Raw genomic sequence first — 23,686 nt, 5'->3', positions numbered from 1 at the left:
TAATAAATCTTATCGGTTTAATTCTATAGCAGCTAAGATAAATGGTCCTGTAGCTTTAGGATCATTATCTTTCTTTTTCTCATTTACATAATATTCGTAAGAACCATCACGATATGGAGTTCCTCCTAAACCTGCCACCTGACAAGCCTGAGTCAAGCTGATTCCTCCATCGGCATCTACTCTGATTAATTTAGTAGTCAATCCGTCAAAAGCAAAATTAGCTACTTTTTTAAATTTAGCAGGTAAATAACCTTTGTTCACACCTTTAGCCAACGCATAAGCAAACATTGAAGAACCTGAAGATTCCAAATAGTTTCCTTCTCTGCCTCCCATATCAGTTACCTGATACCACAATCCTGTTTTTTTGTCCTGTACTTTTTCTAAAGCCACAGCCAAATTGTTCAAATATCCTACTAATTCTTTTTGTTTTGGATGATTTTTTGGAAAATTATCCAAAACATCAACTAAAGCCATGGCATACCATCCTAAAGCGCGAGACCAGAAATTAGGCGATTTTCCGGTTGCTTTATCAGCCCAAGGCATCATTTTACTTTCATCCCAAGCGTGGTATAACAAGCCAGTTTTAGGATCTTTGTCATTTTTTTCGATTAATTCAAATTGCTTAGCAATATCATTTAAATTTTTACCATTTTCAAACTTAACGGTATACTCTGTATAAAAAGGCTGTCCCATATACAATCCGTCTAACCACATTTGGTTTGGATAGATTTTTTTATGCCAAAATCCTCCGCTTGGAGTTCTTGGCTGAGTATCCAATTGTTTTCTGATAGTCTGCATTGCTACTAAATACTTTTTATCTTTAGTAGTTTCATAAATTTTAAATAAAATATTGGCTGCAGGAACCATATCAATATTATATTTATCTTCCTCATAAGTAGCAATCTTACCATTTTCATCAATTAAAGCATCAGCATAACCTTTTACATAATCGTAATATTTTTGATCTTTAGTTGTTTTATACAAATCTTCAATAGCATTTAATACTACACCGTGAACATAATCCCATTTTGCCGTAGTTCTGTCATCTATTTGAAATGCTTTCGGATGACGCATCATCAGGGTCGATGCCATCCTTTCTGACCATTTCATTTTTGATGCTGATACCCCTTTTTTAGCCGGAGTTGCAGTTGTTTGTGATTTACAACTTGTAAAACCCAACGCTCCTATTAAAATAAACGTAAATAAAAATTGCTTTGTTCTCATTAATCTCATCATGTTATGTTTTAGTTTATTATTTATCTAATTCGATTGCTGCCAATAAAAAAGCACCCAATCCGTGTGAATTGTCAACCTTAATTTTTTCACTCATATAATATTCGAATGAACCATCTCTGTACGGATTCCCGCCTAAACCTGCACTGGCACACACTTGCGTGATATGTATTTCGCCATTACTGTCTACTTTTATCAGTTTAGTTGTCAAACCATTAAAACCTTTAACGGCTACTTTATTCATTTTTTTAGGCAAATAGCCTTTATGCACCCCTTTGGCAATAGCGTAAACCAACATTGACGAACCTGAAGCTTCTAAATAATTTCCTGCTCTGTTTGGTAAATTGGGTACCTGATGCCATAATCCCGAAACATCCTGATATTTACTAACGCCATTGGCTAATTCATTTAAATAAGCTACTAATTGTTTTTGTTTTGGGTGGTCTTTTGGAAAATAATCCAACACATCTACCAAAGCCATGCCATACCAACCCAAAGCTCTCAACCAAATATGCGGAGCTGTTCCCGTTTCTTTATTTGCCCAAGGCATTTTTTTACTTTCATCCCAGGCATGAAAAAACAATCCAGTTGTTTTATCATAAGCATGATCATGAAGCAACTCAAATTGATGCGCCACATCGTTTAATTTTTCACCCTTTTCAAACTCAGCGGTATATCTTGCATAAAATGGTTCTCCCATATACAGGCCGTCTAGCCACATTTGGTTAGGATAAATTTCCTTATGCCAAAATCCACCGGAAGCTGTTCTTGGGTAATCAACAAATTGATTTCGCAATGTTTGTAAAGCCTTTAAATACTTCTGATTATGCGTTTTATCATAAAGACCAAAAAGAATTTTTCCGGCATTTATAAAATCAATATTGTGATCCTTAGGATTAAAATTTTCAAAAGATCCTGTACTATCAATTAACGTATCAGCATAATCCCTTATGTAAGCGAAATATTTTGGGTCTTTAGTTTGGGCATACAACTTTTCGTAAGCCGTTAAAATCATGCCAATCTTATAATCCCATTTCGGTTTTTCGTGATTATCAATCTGCCAGGCCTTAGGATGACGCTTCATGATGGACAAAGCCATTCGCTCCGACCATTTTAGTTTATTAGAAATTAATAGCTCTTGCTTATTTACAACTGCTGTTTTTGTCTTTTCAATTGGTTTACAACATAAAAACAAAACGCCAATAATAAACATTCCCAAACCAGAATACACAAACAAAGAAAGTTTTTTCATAATACTATATTTATTGTGAAGATTCAATTTTATTAATTCTGTCTAAACCAAATAAGTTCCCTAACCTTTTATAAATCTTTAGGGCTTTCTACTTTTTTGCCGTTGATAAACGTATTGATAAACTGTAGATTTTTTACATTTTCTACCGAAAATGGAGATTGCGCCTTATCTATTATTACATTTTTAAGAATCACATTCTCTATAGGCAATTCTTTATAACCTTTGGCTAAAATCCCATACTTTCCGGCATCTTTAACTTTCATGTTTTCAAGTACAATGTTTTTAACCTGCGGAATAAAAGAACCGGTTTGGTTACCATACACATTATAGAACATATCCAATATTAAAACACATTCCTTAACCTGCCCCACTTCGATGTTTCTAACAAAAACATTTTCAACAAGTCCTCCTCTTCTGGAATTCGATTTTATACGAATGGCTCTGTCTAAATTTGGACTATCCATAGCACAATTTTCAACAAAAACATTTTTCACTCCGCCGGTCATTTCACTTCCAATTACAACTCCACCATGACCGTCAAGCATTTTACAATTTTCAACAATGATATTCTCACTTTTCATCGCTACTCTTCTTCCATCAGCATCTTTTCCGGCTTTTATAGCAATACAATCGTCACCTGTATTAAAAGAACAATTTTTAATGATTACGTTTTTAGAATATTCAGGATCGCAACCGTCATTATTTGGACCATGACTTTCCACAGTTACTCCATCAACAGTCACATTAACCGATTTCATAGGATGTATTACCCAAAATGGAGAATTTACAATCTTCACATCTTTGATTAAAGCATCGGTGCAGCCAAAAAACTCAACAAAATTGGGTCTTAAATAAGAACCTTCTCCATATATCCTTTCTTCAACCGGAACGCCTTGTTCAGCCGATTCAACTAAACGAATACGGTTTTTAGGATCATTTTGATTGCCTCTTCCTTCAGCCCAACCATAATGTTTCGCTCCGCACCAATACCACCAATTATCATTATTAGCCTGACCATTCAAAATTCCTTTACCGGTAACGGCGACATTCTTTTTATTGTAAGCATATATCAGCGGCGAATGATTCATCAATTCCGTTCCTTCAAATGAAGTTCTTACTAATGGGTAATCAGAAGATTTAGTACTGAACAAGATTTCAGCTCCGTCTTCCAAATGAAGATTTACATTATTATCCAAATGAATTGGTCCGGTTAAAAATTTACCGGCAGGAACAACTACCTTACCTCCTCCGTTTTTAGAACAGGCTGCAATAGCTTTTTTGAAAGCTTCCGAATTATTAATTACTCCGTCACTCTTTGCTCCATAATCAACAATACTATAGTTTTTATTTGCAAAAACAGGAGCTACAACAGCTTTCTCAATTTGCTGCTTTACTTTCCAAGGATCAGTCAAAACATCAACCTTCTTTTGCGCAGAACAGTTAACAAAAAAGGACGATATAAAAATGATAAAAAAACAGAAAAACGAGCTATAGATTTTATTTTTCATTGATTAAAAAAATTAAATAAATTTAAACTTCAGAAGTTTCAACGCTATAAATTCCAATAAAAGCAGAAACAAAGACTCATAACATCATGTAATCGATTACACAAATCTATAGATATTTTTTAAATAAAACTATAAAAAGTCTCAAAATAAAAACATAAACTCAATAAAAATAAGAATTATTTTTATTTAATAAAAAAATACATCTTTTATTCTTTAAATACTATAAAACCCTATTTTTGATAAAAAAAAGAATAACTAATCTTTTTTTCTTTTTAAAAACTTGTCAAAATCAGCATTATACAAATAATTATATAAAATATATTATTTTTACCCACACAGATTAATTACATAATGAGTGAAAAAACAACAATTTATGACATTGCTAAAGCACTAAATATAACTGCTGCAACCGTTTCGAGAGCTTTGAACAATAATCCAAAAATAAGTCAAAGCACCCGAAAATTAGTCCTTGAAACGGCTAATAAAATGAATTACAAGCAAAACAAATTAGCATTAGCACTAAGAAGTGGAAAAAGCAATAATGTAGGCGTTATAGTACCCCGAATTAATACTAATTTCTTCGCCTCTGTTATCAGAGGAATAGAAGAGGAACTACATCCTGAAGGTTATCAGGTGATTATTTGCCAAACTCACGAAGACGAGAACAGGGAAATAGAAAACATAAACACGCTCTTAAACGCTCAGGTTGACGGTATCTTAATGTCTATATCTAATCTTCCGGATGAAAACAATCATTATATTGAACGCGTAATACAGAAAAATATCCCTTTGATATTTTTTGACCGAAAAAAGGAGATTAAGAATGTAAGTTCGGTAACTATTGATGATTATATGGCTTCTTACCAAACTACACAACATCTTCTTGAACAAGGCTGCGACAAAATTGCCTATTTTTCAGGAGATCGTTCTTTAGAAATCTATGAAGACCGCTACAGAGGATACGAACAAGCCTTACTAGACAATAACATTTCTATAAACAAGGATTACATTATCAATATAAAAAGTAATGTGGTTGAAGGACGAGATGCAGTAGAAAAATTATTAGCGCTGGAAAATCCTCCTAATGCTATTTTCTCTACCAGTGATTTTGCTGCCTTAGGCGCTATTCAAAAATTAAAAGAACACGGTATAAAAATCCCTGAAGATTTTTGTGTGTTTGGCTTTGGAAACGAACCTTTTACCAAATTCATGGAATTGTCTATTTCCTCAGTTGATCAATCGCCACTGGAAATGGGAAAAACAGCCGCACAGGTATTTTTAGAAAAAATAAATAATAAAGAGAATAAAAAATCGGAAATTCAAGTCGTTTTGATGCCTAAATTACTCATCAGACAATCTTCAACCAGAATAGCAAGTATTTAAAAAAGGGAGGCGTTTTAAAAAAACAACCTCCCTTTTTAACTAAAAACAAAATCTAAAAACAATCTTTATAGCGATACTCCACGTTTCCAAGGAATAAAGTCATTTTGGTTTAAAACAGCAGCCTTGGTTTTTACTTCACCACTAGCCACTTTAATAATAAACTCTAACATTTCGTCAGCTGTTTCTTCAATCGATTTATCTCCTGTGATAATTCCACCAGTGTTGAAATCGATAATATCAGACATTTTTTGAGCTAACTGAGTGTTAGACGATACTTTTACAACCGGAGCAATTGGATTTCCTGTTGGAGTTCCTAAACCTGTTGTAAACAATACCATATTTGCTCCAGAACCTACCATTGCTGTTGTACATTCTACGTCGTTTCCTGGAGTACATAACAATGTAAAACCTGGCTCGTTGATGTATTCACCGTAATCGTAAACACCTGCAATTGGAGAAGTCCCTCCTTTTTTAGCAGCTCCAGCTGATTTCATTGCATCAGTAATCAAACCGTCTTTGATGTTACCCGGAGAAGGATTCATATCAAATCCTGATCCTGCATCAACAACTGTTTTCTCATACCATTTCATTAAATCTAAGAAACGCTGACCGTCTTTATCATCCACACAACGGTTTACTAATTCCTGCTCAACTCCACATAATTCAGGGAATTCAGAAAGAATTGTAGTCCCTCCTAAAGCTACTAACTTATCAGATAACACTCCTAATGTTGGATTAGCAGAAATTCCTGAGAATCCATCAGAACCACCACACTCTAAACCAATTCTTAATTTAGATAATGGAGCCGGCGTTCTCTTAATTTGATTCGCTTTTTTGATAGCCTCAAAAGAATCCTTAACCACACTGTTCAACATGGCTTCGATAGTACCGATAGACTGTTGATCGTAGATTAAAACCGGTTTCTTATTATTAGGATTGATAGCATTTAAAGCTTCCTGGAAAATTGAGATTTGTAAGTTTTGACAACCTAAACTCAAAACTGTTGCTCCGGCTACGTTAGGATTGTTTACATATCCGGCTAATAATTTAGCTAAACTATGCGCATCCTGACGAATTCCTCCACAACCACCTTGGTGCGTAATGAATTTAACCTCGATATTATTGAACAAATCAGCATCATTTGAAGCCGCTTCGTTACCATGACCTCCAGTTTCTGATTTCACTAATGAACGCAACAACAATTGGTAATCGTTTTCTTTTGGTTTCATTAATTCTTTTTCAAAAATATCTTTTAAGATTTCGATATTTCTGTTTTCACAAAACACTAATGGAAAAAACAACCATACGTTTTCAGTACCTACTTGTCCGTCCTCACGTTGGTAACCCATGAAAGTTTTATCTTTCCATTTGTCAACATTAGGAACTTCCCAACCAATAGTTTCCGTTTTACCGGTTACTTTAGCACTTTCGTGTTTTACATTGGTAGTAGCAATAACATCACCTTTAGCAATTTTTTGACTGGCTTTACCCACGATTACACCATACATGTAGATTTTGTCACCAACTTCAAAATCTTTCATCGCAATCTTATGCTTCATTTTAGTATCTGACAATACTAAAACTTCTTCTCCTTCAAATTGGATTTTTTCTCCAGCAGTCAGGTTTACTAACGCTACAGCCACATTATCTGAAGGGTCTACTTTTATTAATTTCTTTTGCATCTTACTAACTTGATTTTTTTTATTTCTTAGTTTTTTTGAGAAAAATTGATATAGCCTTGCTCAATACCGTTGGCTTCAATTTCATTTAATGCAAGCACTAAGGCTTGTGCAAGTCCGTCTACTTTATTTAAATCTTCATCCCAGAAATCTGTATTAGCTAAAACTGCAGCTACAATTGATTCTAAACTTCCTAATTCCCAAGCTTTTTTGAATGCTTCAACTAATTCCGGAGTATCTTTTACCGGTAAAGCTTCGTTATTCCAAGTTCCTTTGTAAAATTGAATTAAACAAGCTAATGAAAAAGTCAAACTAGTAGGAAGCGTTTTTGTATTATTATAGTAACCTAATAAACTTGGTAATACTCTTACTTTGAATTTTGAGATTGAGTTTAAAGCAATATCAGCTAATGCATGCTTAATAAATGGATTTTTAAAACGATCCATTACCTCTTCAGCATAAGCAGTGATTTCATTTTTATCCATAGGAAGCGTTTCGCTAATTTCACTGATTACGTTATCTACAAACGGTCCTGTGAAACCTCCATTAACTGTTTCCATAACTAATTTGTTACCATATAAAAGAGAAACAGGAACCATTGCTGTATGCGCACCGTTCAAAATACGCACTTTAATCATTTTGAAAGGACGAATATCATCAACAATCTTCACATTCAAATCTGTTTTATGGAAAGGCAATTTAGCTTTCAAATCCTCACCTCCTTCAATAGCCCAAAGGAAGAATGGCTCAGCAGCAACAATTAAGTTGTCTTGGTAATCCAATTTACTATTGTATTCTTCAATTTCAGCTCTTGGATAACCAGGAACAATTCTGTCCACCAAAGTACTGTGGTACGTACAATCTTCTGAAACCCATTTTTTAAATGCAGCGTCTAAATTCCATAAATCGCAATATTGTAAGATACACTTTTTCAAAGCTTCTGAATTATAATCAATCAATTCACAAGGAATGATAGTCACTGCTTTAGAAGCATCTCCATTGAAATGTTTGAATCTTTCTTGTAACAAAAGAGTCAACTTAGCAGGAAATGAAGCCGGTGGCTGCATATCCGGAGTATCAGTATTAACGAATTCAATTCCGGCCTCAGTAGTGTTTGAAACAATAAACTGAAGTTCTTCTTCTTTAGCTAATGCTAAAAAATCTGCAAAATCAGTATAAGGATTGATTCCTTTTACAACATTAGTAATTAACTGAATATCCTGAATTTTTTCTCCTTTTTTGATTCCATTCATAAACAATGTATAAAGACCATCCTGCTCATTTATCATGTTTACCATACCACCTGCTAATGGCTGAACCATAGCAATACCAGCATTGAAATCAACTTCATTGTTTAATCTTTGAAAAGCATAATCAACAAAAGCTCTCAAGAAGTTACCTTCACCAAACTGAACTACTTTTATTGGGTTTAACTTTTCTAACCCTCTGTTTTTTCTATTTAATTTTTCCATTACTTCTGACATAATTGCTTCTATTATTTTTTTATTTTTTACGTAAATCAGCAATAATTGCTATAGTTTCTTTTACTTTTTGAGTTAATCCTTCGTAATCTCTGCTTTGTAAAACTGAAGCAGAAATTAACTGAGAACCAATTCCAACACAGTAAGCTCCTGCATCAAACCATGATTTCAAATTATCTCTCTCGGTAGAAACACCTCCTGTAGGCATGATGTTTGTCCAAGGACAAGGTCCTTTAACACCTTTGATAAATTGTGGACCGTAGATTTCTCCCGGGAACAATTTAACAATCTCACATCCTAATTCCTCAGCTCTGGCAATTTCAGAAAGCGTACCACAACCAGGAGACCATAATACTTTTCTACGGTTACAAGCTATAGCAATATCTTCTCTGAATACCGGAGTTACAATAAAGTTAGCTCCTAACTGCATATACAATGAAGCAGCAGCGGCATCCGTTACCGAACCAACGCCCATAATCATTCCAGGCAATTCTTTGATAGCATATTTTGTCAATTCAGCAAAAACTTCGTGAGCGAAATCTCCTCTGGCAGTAAACTCCATCAAACGGGCACCACCATCGTAACAAGCTTTCAATACATTCTTACTTAATTCCAGATCATTACTAAAAAACAAAGGAATCATCCCTGTTTCTTTCATTGCAGTTGCAACTTCTATACGTGTAAATTGAGCCATTTTATCTTTTTTTATCTAGAAACCTTACCTGTGAAATCTCCATCAAGTAATTTTTCAATTTCATTTTTAGTAATTAAATTATAATCTCCGTAGATGGTGTGTTTTAAACAACAAGCAGCAACCGCAAAGTTCAACGCTCTTTGTTTATCCAATGGCTCTTCATTTAAACCATAGATTAAACCTCCCATAAAAGCATCTCCACTACCTACTCTGTCCACAACCGGAGTAACCTCCTGAACTGCAGCTTTAAATACTTCTTTTCCATCATAAAGGATTCCTCCAATTCGTTGGTGAGAAGCACTAACAGAATAACGTAAAGTAGTTGACATGTATTTTAATTCAGGACAAAGTTTAAACACTTCATTATACAAAGCCGGCAACGTATGAACTTCCTGATAATCAGGATCTACTTTATCTAAACCTAACATAAAGTTAGCAGTATCTATGTCTCCTAAGATAATATTACTGTACTTTAACATTTCTGGCATCACATCTTTAGGTTGTTTCCCATAATTCCAAAGTTTTGAACGGTAATTCAAATCAGTAGAAATAGTTAATCCTAACTCGTGAGCTGCTTTTATTGCTTCAAAACAAGCTTCGGCTGCAGTTTCAGAAAGAGCCGGAGTAATTCCGCTCCAGTGAAACCAGGTAGCATCCTTTAAAATTTCTTTCCAGTCAAACTCTCCTTTTTTCAAAGTAGACATTGAACTGTTAGCTCTGTCGTAAATTACATTACTCGCACGTGTACTGGTTCCTGTTTCAAGGAAATAAATCCCTAAGCGATCCCCACCTTTCATTACATTTTGACAATCTACATCCAGTTTGCGCATTTCGTGAATTGCACAATTCCCTAATTCATTATTAGGTACTTTAGTAACAAATTCTGCTTTCATCCCGTAATTTACAAGTGAAACAGCAACATTAAATTCTCCTCCGCCATAGGTCGCTTTATACGATTCAGCCTGAGCAAACCTCAAATGTCTGTCTGTAGACAAACGCAGTAGAATTTCTCCAAAAGTGACTACTTTTTTCATATGTAGTTAATATTTTTTTTCAAGGAATATGTAATCGCCATTCTTCATTTATATTCTTAATAATTGAATCATGGCGATTTCAAATGAAAATTTTTATAAATTATACTTTAATTATTTTACCGGAAATTTAAAATATTCCTTAGCATTACCGTAGCTAATATCAGAAACCATTTTTCCAATCCATTCCATTTCAGAAGCAGGCAATTCACCTCTTTTGATTTCGTCTCCTAAAAGGTTACAAAGAATACGACGGAAATATTCGTGTCTTGGGAAAGACAGGAAACTTCTTGAATCAGTCAACATCCCTACAAAACAGCTAATTAAACTCATGTTAGACAATGCGTTTAATTGTTTTGTCATACCGTCTTTTTGATCTAAGAACCACCATCCTGAACCAAATTGTACTTTACCTCTAACACTTCCGTCGTTAAAGTTACCAATCATAGTAGCCATCACTTCGTTGTCAGCAGGATTCAGGTTATAAATAATAGTCTTAGTCAATTTATCTTTACTATCCAAAGCATTTAAGAAAGCAGATAATTTTTGAGCCTGTGGATAATCACCGATAGAATCCCATCCTGTATCAGGTCCTAAAATACGGTGCATACGTGCATTATTGTTTCTCAAAGCTCCTAAGTGAAATTGTTGTACCCATCCAAATTCATGATACGTTTCACATAAGAAAACTAAAATTGCACTTTGGAATTTCAATGCTTCTTCATTGCTGATAGCCTGGTTTTCTCTTTTCTTTTTGAAAATAGCAACCACTTCGCTTTCAGTATAATTTTCGAAATAAATTTGGTCTAATCCGTGGTCACAAAGTTGGCAACCATTCGCATTAAAATACTCAATTCTGTTTCTTAAAGCAGCTTGTAAATCAGCATAAGTATTGATTTCAATAGAAGCTTTTTGTCCTAAAACATCAAGGTATTCGTTGTATCCGTCATTTGCAATTAAGATCGCTTTATCAGGTCTGAAAGCTGTACTTACTGTAGTTTTGAAATCACTTTTAGCTAATTGCTCGTGAAAATCTAAACTATCGATAGGATCTTCAGTCGTACAAACTAATTCAGCATTTACTTTACGTAACAAGTTTCTTGTGCTGTATTCAGCAGAATTTACTTTAGCAGAAGTTTCATCGTAGATTCTTTCAGCTGATTTTTCGTTTAATAAATCAGTAATATCAAAATAACGAGCTAATTCTAAGTGCGTCCAGTGGTACAATGGATTACGCATTGTATACGGAACCGTTTTTGCCCAGTTTAAAAATTTATCTTTATCAGAACCATTACCAGTAACAAATTGCTCGTTGATACCTAAAGTACGCATCGCTCTCCATTTGTAGTGATCTCCTTTAATCCAAACATCAGTAATGTTGCTGAAAATTTTATCTTCGGCAATAAACTGAGGATTCAGGTGATTGTGGTAATCAATAATCGGTTGGTTCTTAGAATAATTATGGTATAATTCTTCTGCGAATTTATTTTCTAATAAAAAGTTATCGTTTATAAAAGTACTCATTATAATTTTCTTAAATATTAATTTTCATTTGAAGGTTTACCAATGGTAGCCAATATTCCACCATCAACATAAATAACCTGTCCATTAACAAACTTACTTGCTTCAGAAGCCAAAAACACAGTAGCTCCGGCTAAATCCTCAGGATCTCCCCAACGGCCTGCCGGTGTTCTGCTGATGATAAAGTCATTAAACGGATTTCCATTTACACGAATAGGCTCTGTTTGTGAAGTAGCAAAATATCCCGGACCAATTCCATTTACCTGAATATTATATTTAGCCCATTCGGTTGCTAAATTGCGAGTAAGCATTTTCAAACCTCCTTTTGCAGCAGCATAAGCAGAAACATTAGTTCTGCCTAACTCACTCATCATAGAACAAATATTGATAATTTTTCCTGATTGGCGCTCAATCATTTGTTTAGCCACTAATTGAGACATAATAAAAGGGCCTATCAAATCAACTTCTATTACTTGTCTAAAATCACTAACAGCCATATCAATAGCCAATTCTCTCTTAATAATTCCTGCATTATTAATTAAGATATCAATCTGACCCTGCTCTTTAATAATTAATGCTACATTTTCAGCAGCCGTTTTTTCATTGGTTACATCAAATAAATATCCGGAAGCGGCATAACCTTTACTTTTATAATAAGAAAGAGCTTCTTCCATTTTAGAAGGAGTTGTCCCAGTAACAACCAATTCGGCACCGGCTTGAGCCAAACCTTCGGCCATGGCTAAACCTAAACCATGAGTACCTCCGGTAATAAGGGCTCTTTTTCCTTTTAAATTAAATAAATTGGTCATTTTTGACTATCTTAAATCAGTAATTTTACAAACATCCATATCTCCGTAATCTAAGTTTTCACCTGCCATACCCCAGATAAAAGTATAATTAGATGTTCCCGCTCCTGAATGGATAGACCATGGCGGAGAAATTACTGCCTGATGATTGTTCATCCAGATATGTCTTGTTTCCTGTGGCTCACCCATAAAGTGACAAACCGCCTGATTTTCAGGAATGTCTAAATAAAAATAAACCTCCATACGACGATCGTGTACGTGAGCAGGCATTGTATTCCAAACACTTCCCGGTTTTAACTCCGTCATTCCCATTTGCAACTGACAAGTAGTCACCACACTTCCAATAATCATTTGGTTTACTGTACGGTGATTAGCCGTTTCCATAGCACCCAAATGTAATTTATTAGCTTCAGTCAAACTAACCTTTACTGTAGGGTAAGTAGTGTGAGCAGGAGCAGAATTGATATAAAATTTAGCCGGGTTTTTAGCATCAGCACTTTTAAATACCACTTCTTTGTTTCCGCTACCAATATATAAAGCATCTTTAAAACCTAGCTCATAAGTTTCTCCTTCAACAACAACAGAACCATTTCCTCCAACATTAATGATTCCAATTTCTCTTCGCTCTAAAAAATAAGTTGATTTTAGAGGATCAATAGTTTCAAGAACTAAATCCTTATTTACCGGAACAGCTGAACCTGTAATATATCTGTCATAATGCGAGTAAGTAAAAGTAAGCTCATCTTCCTGCATCAAATTATCAATCAAGAATTCATCTCTTAATTGTTTTGTATCGTATTGCTTTACTGCCTTAGGGCTGGAAGCATATCTGGAACTATAATTTGTCATGCTCAATTAATTTTAATTATGTTAGTTTAGTTTTTAGTCTATTTCTTTAGTTTAATGTAATCGATTACAAAGATATTAATTTAATTTATTTCTCAAGCTGAATTACAAAAAACAAGTTCATTATAAAAAGTTAAAAAAAGAAAAAAAGCTCTCTTGTATTTCAACAAGAGAACTTTTATAAGTTTTACTACAAATCGGTAATAGGCGAATATTTAGGCACTAATGATTTCATAACCATCCAACCTATCAAATAACACACCGCACAAATAGAGAAAATAATCATATATCCTGAATTTATACCATTAACCACAGTATCTCCCGATTCAGACAACATTTTCAGAAACTCCCCTATATTAGCAACTCCTTTTTCTTTTAAAAATACTTTCTCTGTATCAGGATTTAGAAATTGCGGATATTTTTCTAACAAAGACTGACCATTAATCATACTCCAGTTTCGTTGAGTAAAATCAAATAAGACTCCTGAACCTTTATTAATCAATGTTGAACCCAAACCTCCGGCTAAACCACCAATACCTGTAATAGTAGCAATAGCTTTTTTAGGAAACATATCTCCTACAGTAGTAAAGATATTAGCAGACCAGGCCTGATGAGCAGCTCCGGCAATACCAATAATAATTACAGGTACCCAATAAGAAATATATCCTAACGGCTGAGCTACCAAAGCCAACAATGGGAAAAATGCAAAAATCAACATCGCCTTCATTCTTCCTTCATAAGGATTCATTCCTTTTTTCTCTACGAAATAAGTTGGCAACCAACCTCCAATGATTGACAACAAAGTAATAACATACAAAACAAATAAAGGAAAAGCAGCCTCTGTTGAATCCATATCATAAACAGAACTTAAATAAGCCGGTGTCCAAAACAAAAAGAACCACCAAACCCCATCTGTCATAAATTTACCAAAAGCAAAAGCCCAAGTTTGTTTATATTTAAAACAATCTTTCAAAGAAACTTTTGTAGTGGTTTCAGGAATATAACCTTCAATTTTACTATCAGCAACAATATCTTGTTGAATATATTCCAATTCAGCAGCATTAACTCTTGAATGGCTTTCCGGTTTATCATACATAAAAATCCAAAATCCCATCCAAATAAAACCTAATGCTCCAATAATAATAAAAGCCATCTCCCACCCAAAAGATTTAGCGATAAACGGAATTGTAATTGGAGCCGCCAAAGCACCTACAGTCGCTCCTGCATTAAATATACTTGTAGCAAAAGCTCGGTCTTTTTTAGGGAAATATTCTGCTGTAGTTTTAATAGCTGCCGGAAAGTTCCCCGCTTCCCCAACTGCCAATACAAAACGGGCAAAAATAAACAAAGTCACACTCACATTAATAACCAATGCTGTATCATTAATTGTTCCTATAATCTCTTTAGCTCCTCCAAAACCAACAAACCAATTCCCTGTGATAATTCCAGAAGTTGCAATACCTGCAAAAGCATGCAAACAAGCCCCTATAGACCAAACACCAATTGCCCAAAGAAATCCTTTTTTAGTATCCATCCAGTCTACAAACTTCCCCGCAAACAACAAAGAAACTGCGTAGAAAATTGAAAACAAAGCAGTGATATTACCATAATCGTTGTTTGTCCAATGAAATTCAGGAGAAATAAAATCACTCCATGTTAAAGAAAGAACCTGTCTGTCTAAATAATTAATAGTTGTTGCAAAAAACAATAAAGAACATATTGTCCAGCGATAATTCCCAACAGCTTTGTTTGTTTGGTTCATAATTAAAATATTTATAAATTTAGTTAATGTTAATATTCATTACTTTTCTCTTTTATTTTTTTACCGAAATCGTTTTAGAAAAAGACAAAAAAATTAGCGCTATATTAAAAAATAAAGCGCAACAATTATAAAATCAGTCACATCAAAAACGATGCAATCGATTACACAAATGTAATTCTTAATAATTGAACCACAAATATTTTATGTTAAATTTAAAAAAATCTAACATAAATAAATATTCTCCGCAAAAATTAAACTTTTAATTTAAGCATCCGCTAATTTATGTATTAAAATCTGTAATTGGCCAAACTTGGTCACCAAAATTATGCCAAAGCAAGATTTTTTATTAAATTTTAACTCCCCAAACATTTAAACAACCAAATATTTAAAAATCAAACTTCTGAAATACAAAACACTAAAAAAAAATTATTTTATCAACCTGCTCGGCGAATAGCCAAACTGTTTTTTGAAACACCTGCTAAAATACAGAGGATCATTAAAGCCTACTTTATCAGCCACTTCCGAAACATTATTCACTTTTAATTTTAACAATTGAGCTGCTTTTTTCAAACGTACCGTCCTAATAAATTCATTGGGTGATAAATCCGTCAATTGTTTGATTTTTCGGTACAATTTAGACGAACTCATTCCTAATTCCGAACATAGAAAATTAGCCGTAAGTTCAGGGTCGCTTATATTTTGTTCTATCAATTCTGTAATATTCGAAATCAAATCGACATCTAATTGAGAGTGCGTCAGTGTAGAAACATCTGATTCGACCTCACCTGAGAATTTTTGTTTTAACTCAGTACGTGTCTTTATAATATTATCGATTCGGGTTTTCAGCAATGACGGATCAAAAGGCTTGACCATATATTCATCAACGCCTAAATTATAACCCTTAATTTTATTTTCGTTTTCAGATAAGGCTGTCAACATAATTAAGGCTGTATGACTGATATCTTCATCATTTTTTAAAGCCTCTACAAATTGGAACCCGCCCATAACCGGCATCATGGCATCAACCACACAAAGCGCAGGCTTTATTTTCCTGCAAAGATTTAATCCTTCGTCTCCATTCTCAGCCTGATACACCTTATAAAACTCCGACAAATAATCCGCTATAAAAAAACGAAGCTCGGCATTATCTTCAATAACTAAAACACTCTGTTTTAGTTGCGTGCTTTGATGCCCTCTTTTAATCTTCTCTTCAGCTATGTAATTAACCTCTTCTTCTTTATATTCGATATCAAAAACTTCATCTTTCTTATAACTTTCCTTAGAAATTGGTAATTCTAACGTAAAAACACTCCCTTGAGCTGGAGCACTCTTTAAATTCAAATGTCCCCTGTGTACTTCAACTAACGAAATCACCAATGACAAACCAATTCCTGATCCGGTATTATTTTTTTTACTGCTTTTAACCTGATAAAATCTGGAAAATATTTTTTCCTGACTTTCAAGCGGAATTCCTATACCGTTATCACTTACTTCCACAATTAACTTTTTCTCTCCATCTTCTTCTTTAGTACCAATAAACAAATCTACCGTACCATAATTATTAGTGAATTTCAAAGCATTTGAAAGTAGATTATACAGTATTTTATGGTACTTATCAATATCTATCCAACCTTCTAGACTTTCTAACTCACAATTAAAATTAAAATTGATTTCCTTTTCCTGCGCCAGCTGAGTAAAGGAATCAAAAACAGTTTGCGTATTAGCAACTATTTCAGTCTTGGACACTTTTAATTTTAATTTTCCAGATTGTGCTTTTCTAAAATCTAAAATCTGATTTACCAATAATAGCAACCTGCTCGCATTTTGATAAATTAAATGCAGCTTTGTTTTATCGTAATCCAAACCATCATTTTGTTCCAATAACTGTTTTGCCGGTCCGAGTATCAATGTTAATGGTGTTCTTAACTCATGAGATATATTGGTAAAAAACTGTAATTTCTCATTAGACAAGCGCTCGTCGCTATCTCGCTTTACTCTTTCTAACAGAAGTGCCTGTCTTAATTTAATTCGGGATTTGATTTCTTTTCTAACATAATAAGACGAAACCGAAAGTATCATCACTAGCAACAGAAAAATCTTTGTATTAGTCCAAAAAGGAGGTAAAATGGTTATTTTATAAGCTGTGGTTTTACTCCAAACACCGTCACTATTTCGGGCTCTGATTTTAAAAACATACTCATTAGGATTAAGGTTAGTATACTGAATGGTTCTGGAATCACTATTAGTAGTAATCCAGTTTTTATCAAAGCCTTCTAACATATACTCAAATTTATTGAGTCGCTCATTAGTGTAAGAAGGAGCCGAAAATTGAATAGAAAAATTACGGTTGGTATAATTCAGTTCGACCTCTTTCTGATAATTGATGCTCTTTTTCAAAGGAATTTGACCATCAATAACAATACCCGGAAAAACCTCTTCGTTGTGCACTTTAAACTCAGTAACTATAGGAGACGGAGCCCATTTATTTTCTTTTATACTATTGGTATTAAAATAAATAATTCCATTTTTTCCTCCCAAATAAATAGTCGAATTATTAAAATTAAAAAATCCTTTAGAACTAAACACATCAAGCCTGTTTCCACTATTTACATAATAGATATTGACCGTCTTTTGCCCTTTTTTATATCTTGCTACACTATTATCATTAATGTTTAACCACAAATAGCCTTCTCCGTCTTCAGCTAAATCAGTAATCCACTTATCTTTAATATCCTTAAGTCCTGAAACAATCTCAAAATTATCTTCAGCAGGAACATACATCGCTAATCCTTTTACAGTTGCTGCCCAAATTGTACCTCCGGAATCCATTAAAATATCGCTCACATTATTCTCCGGTAAACCTGTCTTTTTATTAGTTTCTTTAGTATACAACCGCTGTTTTTTAGAACTCAAATTGTATTTTACAATTCCGGTCTCGGTTGCAAACCACAAATTCTTTGCCCTGTCTACAATTACTTTATCAATTTGCACATTAGGAAGTAACACTCCCTTAGGTACTTTTATTTGCAAAGTTTGCGGATCGATAATGACTGCTCCTTCACCAAAAGAACCTACTACTAAAGAATTAGCATCGGCTTTTACAAAAGAAATTACCGAATTAGTAAAACCAAGATTAATTAATCTGGAACTGTTTCCTGTGTAATTATATACCAAAACCTGACCATTCCACAAACCGCAGTAAAAAACCTTTCCATCGGCTGAATAGATGCTGGCTATATCTTTTTTAGGATTAAAAAGCGGTACAAATTTTTTATCCTTAGAAATAAAAAGCCCATTATATCTCGAAAGCGCAATTACTTTCCCATCATACGTTTTAGCAAATCCCCTGATACTAGGTGCCTGATTTTCATTATACAAAGAAATATCCTTATTCAGTTTAAACTGATTTCCATAAGGATCGTATTTATCCAAACCTTCTTCGGTACCAATCCAAAGCACACCCGAAGCATCAAAATACAAAGCGGTAATTAAATTGTCTACCAAAGAAGTATTATCAGTCAAAACCGAATAGTAACGACTAAATTTTCCTACTGCAATATCTTCTAATTGATTACAAACCAAAAGTCCGCCTAAGGTTCCCACCCAATATTTACCATCAGGAGCCTGAGCAATTGAAACAAAATAAGGTCCTAATTTATTTCTTAAAACATCATCTTTTATATAGAGATTGACAAAAACATTTCTGCTCTTATCTAATTTATAAAGACCTGCACGGGTACCTATAAACAAATCCGACTTGGCATTTTCATAAATAAAATTAATATAAGGATTTATTTCAGTCGAATTTGGAACTGTCAAAACATATCTGATAATTCTTGCTATCTTTCCTTTTGAGTCCAAAAATATCTTAGCAACAGAACCCTTACCATAACTTCCAACCCAAATTACGCCATTCTTATCTTCAAAAATATCTTTGATATAATCGAATCCTTTTAAATAAACTTTCGTAAACCGATTGGTATTCGAATCATAAACACAAAGACCTCCAACTTTTGTCCCAATCCATATATGTTTAAATTTATCAACATGTACTGCTCGGATTTCCTCATCCGGTAAACCATTAGAATTCCCTTTTTGAGGTAAAAAAACTTTATACGTATAATTTTCTAAATTAAAAAGGGTAAGTCCTTTTCGGGTTCCTATCCATAAATTATTAGCCGATTTATCATATTCTAAAGCCGTAATATCATCATTATTAATTTTATCCTTTCCCAAATTGGCACTCATATACGGCTTAAACTGATAACCGTCAAAACGATTCAACCCAAAAAAAGTCCCCAACCACAAGAAACCTTTTTTATCCTGAACAATATGTCTAACCGAATTGTAAGAAAGACCATTATTCTCATTATAATGTTCAAATTTTATATTCTGTCCAATACAATTGAACATTGAAATCAAAAAAATGAAAATTATGGTTAGTTTAAATTTCATAAAAAAATGGTTTATGGCAGGATTAATTAGTAATGGTATTCCTCCTCAAATTTAGGATAAAATTATCTGATGGCGCTCCATTTAGAAAACTTTTAAAGATGGAACAAAACTCATAAAATGAAGTTTCGGTTGTAGTTGGCTCTGTATTTTGTTTATAATGTGCTATGCAGGAATCAATAATGATTTTATATTGATGAATTCTGTCTTTTCCAATATCCTTTAACGCCAGTTCATCGGCTGAATACAAGCGGTAAAAATCAAAAATCATATCAAAACCCGTCCAATTTTCATTTTTAAATTTTTCCTGATTCAAATGAGAAACATTGGCGAAAGCAAACAAATCCTTCACAGTTGCTTTGAGCATAAAATCTTTCAATTCCTCCGGCCAATCCTTTTTAAGAAATCGGGTTCTGACTAATTCCTTCAGGTGCAAATTGGTGAATTCATGATAATTTTTAGATTCTAAAATACCTTTATCCCAAATATCAGGATCGCCAATGCTTTTCAAATAAGCGTATTCCTGTTCGTACAAAGGAAAAAGTGTTTTAAACCCCGGCACCGAATCAATAGTCACGGTACTTATCTGCATCTTGTTTTTATTATGAATCGTCAGGATTTTATACCCCGGAATATAAGCCGCCAATGACGGAATCTGAATATTTACTAAACCTTTACCGTTTTTATATTTTCTAATTCCCGTGTCGTTAATGTGCATGTGTCCCGCAAAATGAAGCTGCACTCCTGCATCTGCAAAAATCCGTGCCACTTCTTCACTCGGCACTCGATGCAATTGCATTTTATCTTCTCCAAACAACTTTTTCATCATCGGCGAAGCACCATCATTAAATTCCACCATGGGATAATGACTAAAAGCAATTAGCGTTTTTCCTCTCTTTTTTGCCTCCTGAACCACTTTAGCAACCCAGGCAATCAAATGTTTTTTATGAGTCAAAACCTGATTGTAACCAATATTAGCACTATTGTAATTGGATGGATTTTCAGGATGCGCTTTTGCTGCTTCTTTTGGCACATATACATTACCATCAATAGCCAGAAACCAAACGTCTTTTTGAGCTTCTGTCAAATAACTCAAATCCGGAATCTGATTATTATAAGGCGGAATCGCATACGTTCTTTTTTCGAGAGTAGATTGTTCTAAAGCTTTTTCAAAACTATAAGTATCGGAATTATAATTTGTAAAAGGCGTTTCCCAATACAAATCAGTTTTCTTTGGAAAAAAGCCAAAATCGCCCAGTTCATCTAAAACTTCGGCATAGCCCATTGTTCCGACATCTTTTGTAATCACCGCAGGAAGTTCATCCGATTTTTTAGGAACATACATTCCTGCTTTGCTCATTATTACCTGATTTCGTCCTCCAATACCTAAAAAATCTGTTTTACCGGAATCAGTCAAAAAGGGTTTGGCAACATCGTGATTTCCTGTGGTAATTATAAAATGAATACCATATTTTTTAGAATAATCATTCAAAATATTTTTCAATCCTCGAATATTGATTGGCTGACCGTCATCACTAAAATCTCCGGGCAAAACGACTGTTTTTATATTTCGTTTCACCACATCATCCAGAGCGGCAAGAAAAGCAAAATAATTTTCGTTAAAAAATCTTGTGGATTGCAGTTGGGATTTCATGGTTCGGGCTAAAGTATATTTCCCGTCATAAGGATTCAGGATTCCCTTATAATCAGAATCTGAAAATTCGCCATAAATATCCAACAAATGAACATCAGATAAGAATGCGATTTGCTCGTTTTTAGGCGTGAAATTCCTAACCGATGTACAGGAAACAACAGTAAAAACAACAAGAAATAACGATAGTAATTTTCTAAAATCCAGCTTCATTTATTTAATTGACTTTTCAAAATTTAAAATTTGATTTCCAAATGCAACTCTTACTTTTGAAAAGATAGTAAATTCTTTTATAAATTATTTTGTCATCACATCAATTTCCGCAAAACCGGCTACATTATCTCCTTTAGTATTTTCTAAAGCTGTAAATTTTATATAACGTGCTTTGGCTAATTTAAAAATTTTATTCTGCCACAGAGGATTATTATTGATATTTGAAAACTCACCTTCATTAACTAATTCCCATTTTTTATTATCCAAAGAAACATAAAATTGATACTTAGTAACAATTCCTTTTGAACGTAAATTTTGATCCGGCAAATACCTGAAACCAACCAAATTTTCGATTTTACCCAAATCTATCACTACATCTGCTGATGTATTTTTATCCTGATACCAAACAGATCCGAAATCACCATCAATTATTTCATAAGCTTTCGCATCATTACTGCTAAGGATTTTCCAATTCTTTCTGGCAATATCAAATTTCTCTTCAGCAACAGCACTGCTTTTCGCTGTAATTGGATTATAGGCAATTGCTTTGACTTCGACTTTTGAACCGGATGTAGCAACTTCATTGGTATATTTCTTAGATTTAAAAGTTGGCGTACTTCCATCTAAAGTATAATAAATTTCAGATTCGGCATCAGAAAGAATAATAGCAACTGCCCCCGATTGCTTGCGAATTATTTGCGGAGCGGTTAAAATTTGTGGCGCATTATAAATTCCGATATTCGAAATTAAAGCTCCTTTTTTAGTATCTAAAATTGTAAAACGAAGCTTTGTTGCCTCTACCGTTGGAAAGCACAGAATTCGTTTGTAACCAATAGTTGTTTCCGTTGCCAACTCCTTCCATTCCCCATTAATATTAGCTTCAAGCTTAAATGATTTCACTCTTTGACCTAATTTAATATATTCCTGTACTAGAAAACGATTAAACGCCGTTGGCTTATCGAAAGAAATAATTAATGAAGCTGATTTTGCCTGATCATCCGTAGTCCAATAGGTTTCAGTATCCCTATCAATTGATTTGTCTGCACCAAAATTAGCATTATTTTCAAGAATGCCAGAAGCTTCAGCCGTAGCTTTTTCAGTTAGATTTACAGCAAAAACTTTCTTTACTTCCTGCGCAAAATCCAAAACTGCTTTTTCATCCTTTTGATGAATCAAACCGTTAGGCATAATAGGGAAATTAAGCAGCAAAGTCCCGTTGCGTCCTATAGAATTGTAATAAATCGTCATTAAATCAGGTAGCGTTTTTACCTTTGAATCTTCTCTTTTGTGATAAAACCATTCCGGTCTTATTGAAGTATTCACCTCTCCGGGAACCCAGCTGTTTCCATCTTCTACTCCATGACTTAGCATGTTTTCGGTAACTTTTCCTGTTGCGTTTAGCAAACTCCAATTGGTTTTACCCACATAACCTGCTTCAGTTCCTACCCAACGCAAATCGGCTCTGTCACCATTATCATTCCAAATGACAATTTTAGGCTGCAATTCACGCACTAATTTATACGTATTGGCCCAGTCGTAATAAGTCTCACGGTTGATTCTACGGGTTTCATTGGCACCTCCGTAATAGCCGTCACCTCCATTAGCGCCATCAAACCAAACTTCAAAAATTTCACCATAATTGGTTAACAGCTCTTTTAATTGATTTCTAAAGTAAGTGATGTATTCCGGTTTTCCATAATCGAGATGATTTCTGTCCCAAGGAGACAAATAGATTCCTAATTTCAAACCATATTCTTTACAGGCGTCAGCCATTTCGCGAACAATATCTCCTTTGCCATTTTTCCATGGCGAATTTTTAACCGAATATTCCGTGTATTTTGATGGCCAAAGACAAAATCCGCTATGGTGTTTTGCCGTAAGAATGATTCCTTTCATTCCTGCTTCCTTAGCAATTCTGGCCCATTGCCTGCAATCTAAATTTGTTGGATTAAAAATTTTGGGGTCTTCATTTCCAAATCCCCAGGCCATATCGGTATACGTATTCACAGAAAGATGCACAAAGGCATAATATTCCATTTCCTGCCATCTCATCTGATTTTCACTGGGAACCGGACCGAAAGCTTGCTGTGCTTTTAACTGATTTCCGGTCGAAAAAATCAAAAATAAAAGAATATATACTCTATAAAACATCTTATTTTTCATCAATTATACTA

General features: G+C 34.0%; 15 protein-coding genes. 1 reads left to right on the top strand and 14 read right to left on the bottom strand.

What is annotated here, in order from left to right:
• Positions 1-9: 9 nt before the first annotated feature.
• The 3 genes from BLR17_RS06430 to BLR17_RS06420 all read right to left on the bottom strand — a co-directional run bounded on the left by BLR17_RS06430 (position 10) and on the right by BLR17_RS06420 (position 3,993).
• Positions 10-1,233, bottom strand: coding sequence for a glycoside hydrolase family 88/105 protein (locus tag BLR17_RS06430; RefSeq protein ID WP_066327494.1), 1,224 nt, complete (start codon positions 1,231-1,233; stop codon positions 10-12).
• Positions 1,234-1,252: 19 nt separating this feature from the next.
• A complete protein-coding gene (locus tag BLR17_RS06425) occupies positions 1,253-2,485 on the bottom strand; it encodes a glycoside hydrolase family 88/105 protein (protein WP_066326683.1) in 1,233 nt (410 codons plus the stop codon).
• Between the two features lie 68 nt (positions 2,486-2,553).
• On the bottom strand, positions 2,554-3,993 hold the full coding sequence (locus BLR17_RS06420; protein ID WP_066326684.1) for a glycoside hydrolase family 28 protein: 1,440 nt from the start codon (positions 3,991-3,993) through the stop codon (positions 2,554-2,556).
• A 351-nt stretch (positions 3,994-4,344) separates the two neighbouring features.
• Here BLR17_RS06420 and BLR17_RS06415 point away from each other — a divergent pair, with 351 nt between their 5' ends.
• Positions 4,345-5,376 carry a LacI family DNA-binding transcriptional regulator gene (locus tag BLR17_RS06415; RefSeq protein WP_066326685.1) on the top strand — a complete coding sequence of 344 codons (1,032 nt, stop codon included), beginning with the start codon at positions 4,345-4,347 and terminating at the stop codon, positions 5,374-5,376.
• Positions 5,377-5,441: 65 nt separating this feature from the next.
• On the opposite strand, the gene BLR17_RS06410 is transcribed toward BLR17_RS06415, so the two are convergent.
• The 11 genes from BLR17_RS06410 to BLR17_RS06360 form a co-directional block, all read right to left on the bottom strand.
• The gene (locus BLR17_RS06410; protein WP_066326686.1) at positions 5,442-7,058 is read right to left on the bottom strand and encodes a UxaA family hydrolase; all 1,617 of its coding nucleotides are present in this window, start codon (positions 7,056-7,058) and stop codon (positions 5,442-5,444) included.
• Between the two features lie 26 nt (positions 7,059-7,084).
• The gene (locus tag BLR17_RS06405; protein ID WP_066327496.1) at positions 7,085-8,527 is read right to left on the bottom strand and encodes a tagaturonate reductase; all 1,443 of its coding nucleotides are present in this window, start codon (positions 8,525-8,527) and stop codon (positions 7,085-7,087) included.
• 31 nt (positions 8,528-8,558) lie between these two features.
• Positions 8,559-9,230 carry a bifunctional 4-hydroxy-2-oxoglutarate aldolase/2-dehydro-3-deoxy-phosphogluconate aldolase gene (locus BLR17_RS06400; protein ID WP_066326687.1) on the bottom strand — a complete coding sequence of 224 codons (672 nt, stop codon included), beginning with the start codon at positions 9,228-9,230 and terminating at the stop codon, positions 8,559-8,561.
• Positions 9,231-9,241: 11 nt separating this feature from the next.
• On the bottom strand, positions 9,242-10,264 hold the full coding sequence (locus tag BLR17_RS06395) for a sugar kinase (RefSeq protein WP_066326689.1): 1,023 nt from the start codon (positions 10,262-10,264) through the stop codon (positions 9,242-9,244).
• A gap of 111 nt (positions 10,265-10,375) precedes the next feature.
• A complete protein-coding gene (gene uxaC / locus BLR17_RS06390) occupies positions 10,376-11,785 on the bottom strand; it encodes a glucuronate isomerase (protein ID WP_066326690.1) in 1,410 nt (469 codons plus the stop codon).
• Positions 11,786-11,802: 17 nt separating this feature from the next.
• Positions 11,803-12,591: a gluconate 5-dehydrogenase gene (locus BLR17_RS06385; protein ID WP_066326691.1), complete on the bottom strand. Its 789-nt coding sequence runs from the start codon at positions 12,589-12,591 to the stop codon at positions 11,803-11,805.
• A 6-nt stretch (positions 12,592-12,597) separates the two neighbouring features.
• Positions 12,598-13,437 (bottom strand): 5-dehydro-4-deoxy-D-glucuronate isomerase, encoded by an 840-nt coding sequence (gene kduI, locus BLR17_RS06380; RefSeq protein ID WP_066326693.1) that lies wholly within the window; start codon positions 13,435-13,437, stop codon positions 12,598-12,600.
• Positions 13,438-13,624: 187 nt separating this feature from the next.
• Complete coding sequence (locus BLR17_RS06375) at positions 13,625-15,196, bottom strand: MFS transporter (RefSeq protein WP_066326694.1); 1,572 nt, start codon at positions 15,194-15,196, stop codon at positions 13,625-13,627.
• A 426-nt stretch (positions 15,197-15,622) separates the two neighbouring features.
• Positions 15,623-19,651 (bottom strand): hybrid sensor histidine kinase/response regulator transcription factor, encoded by a 4,029-nt coding sequence (locus tag BLR17_RS06370; RefSeq protein ID WP_066326695.1) that lies wholly within the window; start codon positions 19,649-19,651, stop codon positions 15,623-15,625.
• 22 nt (positions 19,652-19,673) lie between these two features.
• Positions 19,674-21,512, bottom strand: a complete 1,839-nt coding sequence (locus BLR17_RS06365) for a metallophosphoesterase family protein (RefSeq protein ID WP_066326697.1) — start codon at positions 21,510-21,512, stop codon at positions 19,674-19,676.
• A gap of 84 nt (positions 21,513-21,596) precedes the next feature.
• A complete protein-coding gene (locus tag BLR17_RS06360; protein WP_245683118.1) occupies positions 21,597-23,675 on the bottom strand; it encodes an alpha-L-fucosidase in 2,079 nt (692 codons plus the stop codon).
• Positions 23,676-23,686: the final 11 nt, after the last annotated feature.

Origin of the sequence: Flavobacterium glycines (assembly GCF_900100165.1) — a bacterium.
GTDB classification, from domain to species: domain Bacteria; phylum Bacteroidota; class Bacteroidia; order Flavobacteriales; family Flavobacteriaceae; genus Flavobacterium; species Flavobacterium glycines.
Note: the sequence above shows the minus strand (reverse complement) of the source record. Positions and strands in the feature narration are given on the sequence as shown.

What these genes read in the sequence shown, in the direction of transcription:
- BLR17_RS06430 (WP_066327494.1), bottom strand. Translation starts at nt 1,233, where the DNA reads ATGAGATTAATGAGAACAAAGCAATTTTTATTTACGTTTATTTTAATA.
- BLR17_RS06365 (WP_066326697.1), bottom strand. Translation starts at nt 21,512, where the DNA reads ATGAAGCTGGATTTTAGAAAATTACTATCGTTATTTCTTGTTGTTTTT.
- kduI (WP_066326693.1), bottom strand. Translation starts at nt 13,437, where the DNA reads ATGACAAATTATAGTTCCAGATATGCTTCCAGCCCTAAGGCAGTAAAG.
- BLR17_RS06400 (WP_066326687.1), bottom strand. Translation starts at nt 9,230, where the DNA reads ATGGCTCAATTTACACGTATAGAAGTTGCAACTGCAATGAAAGAAACA.
- uxaC (WP_066326690.1), bottom strand. Translation starts at nt 11,785, where the DNA reads ATGAGTACTTTTATAAACGATAACTTTTTATTAGAAAATAAATTCGCA.
- BLR17_RS06375 (WP_066326694.1), bottom strand. Translation starts at nt 15,196, where the DNA reads ATGAACCAAACAAACAAAGCTGTTGGGAATTATCGCTGGACAATATGT.
- BLR17_RS06370 (WP_066326695.1), bottom strand. Translation starts at nt 19,651, where the DNA reads ATGAAATTTAAACTAACCATAATTTTCATTTTTTTGATTTCAATGTTC.
- BLR17_RS06385 (WP_066326691.1), bottom strand. Translation starts at nt 12,591, where the DNA reads ATGACCAATTTATTTAATTTAAAAGGAAAAAGAGCCCTTATTACCGGA.
- BLR17_RS06425 (WP_066326683.1), bottom strand. Translation starts at nt 2,485, where the DNA reads ATGAAAAAACTTTCTTTGTTTGTGTATTCTGGTTTGGGAATGTTTATT.
- BLR17_RS06405 (WP_066327496.1), bottom strand. Translation starts at nt 8,527, where the DNA reads ATGGAAAAATTAAATAGAAAAAACAGAGGGTTAGAAAAGTTAAACCCA.
- BLR17_RS06410 (WP_066326686.1), bottom strand. Translation starts at nt 7,058, where the DNA reads ATGCAAAAGAAATTAATAAAAGTAGACCCTTCAGATAATGTGGCTGTA.
- BLR17_RS06420 (WP_066326684.1), bottom strand. Translation starts at nt 3,993, where the DNA reads ATGAAAAATAAAATCTATAGCTCGTTTTTCTGTTTTTTTATCATTTTT.
- BLR17_RS06395 (WP_066326689.1), bottom strand. Translation starts at nt 10,264, where the DNA reads ATGAAAAAAGTAGTCACTTTTGGAGAAATTCTACTGCGTTTGTCTACA.
- BLR17_RS06415 (WP_066326685.1), top strand. Translation starts at nt 4,345, where the DNA reads ATGAGTGAAAAAACAACAATTTATGACATTGCTAAAGCACTAAATATA.
- BLR17_RS06360 (WP_245683118.1), bottom strand. Translation starts at nt 23,675, where the DNA reads ATGAAAAATAAGATGTTTTATAGAGTATATATTCTTTTATTTTTGATT.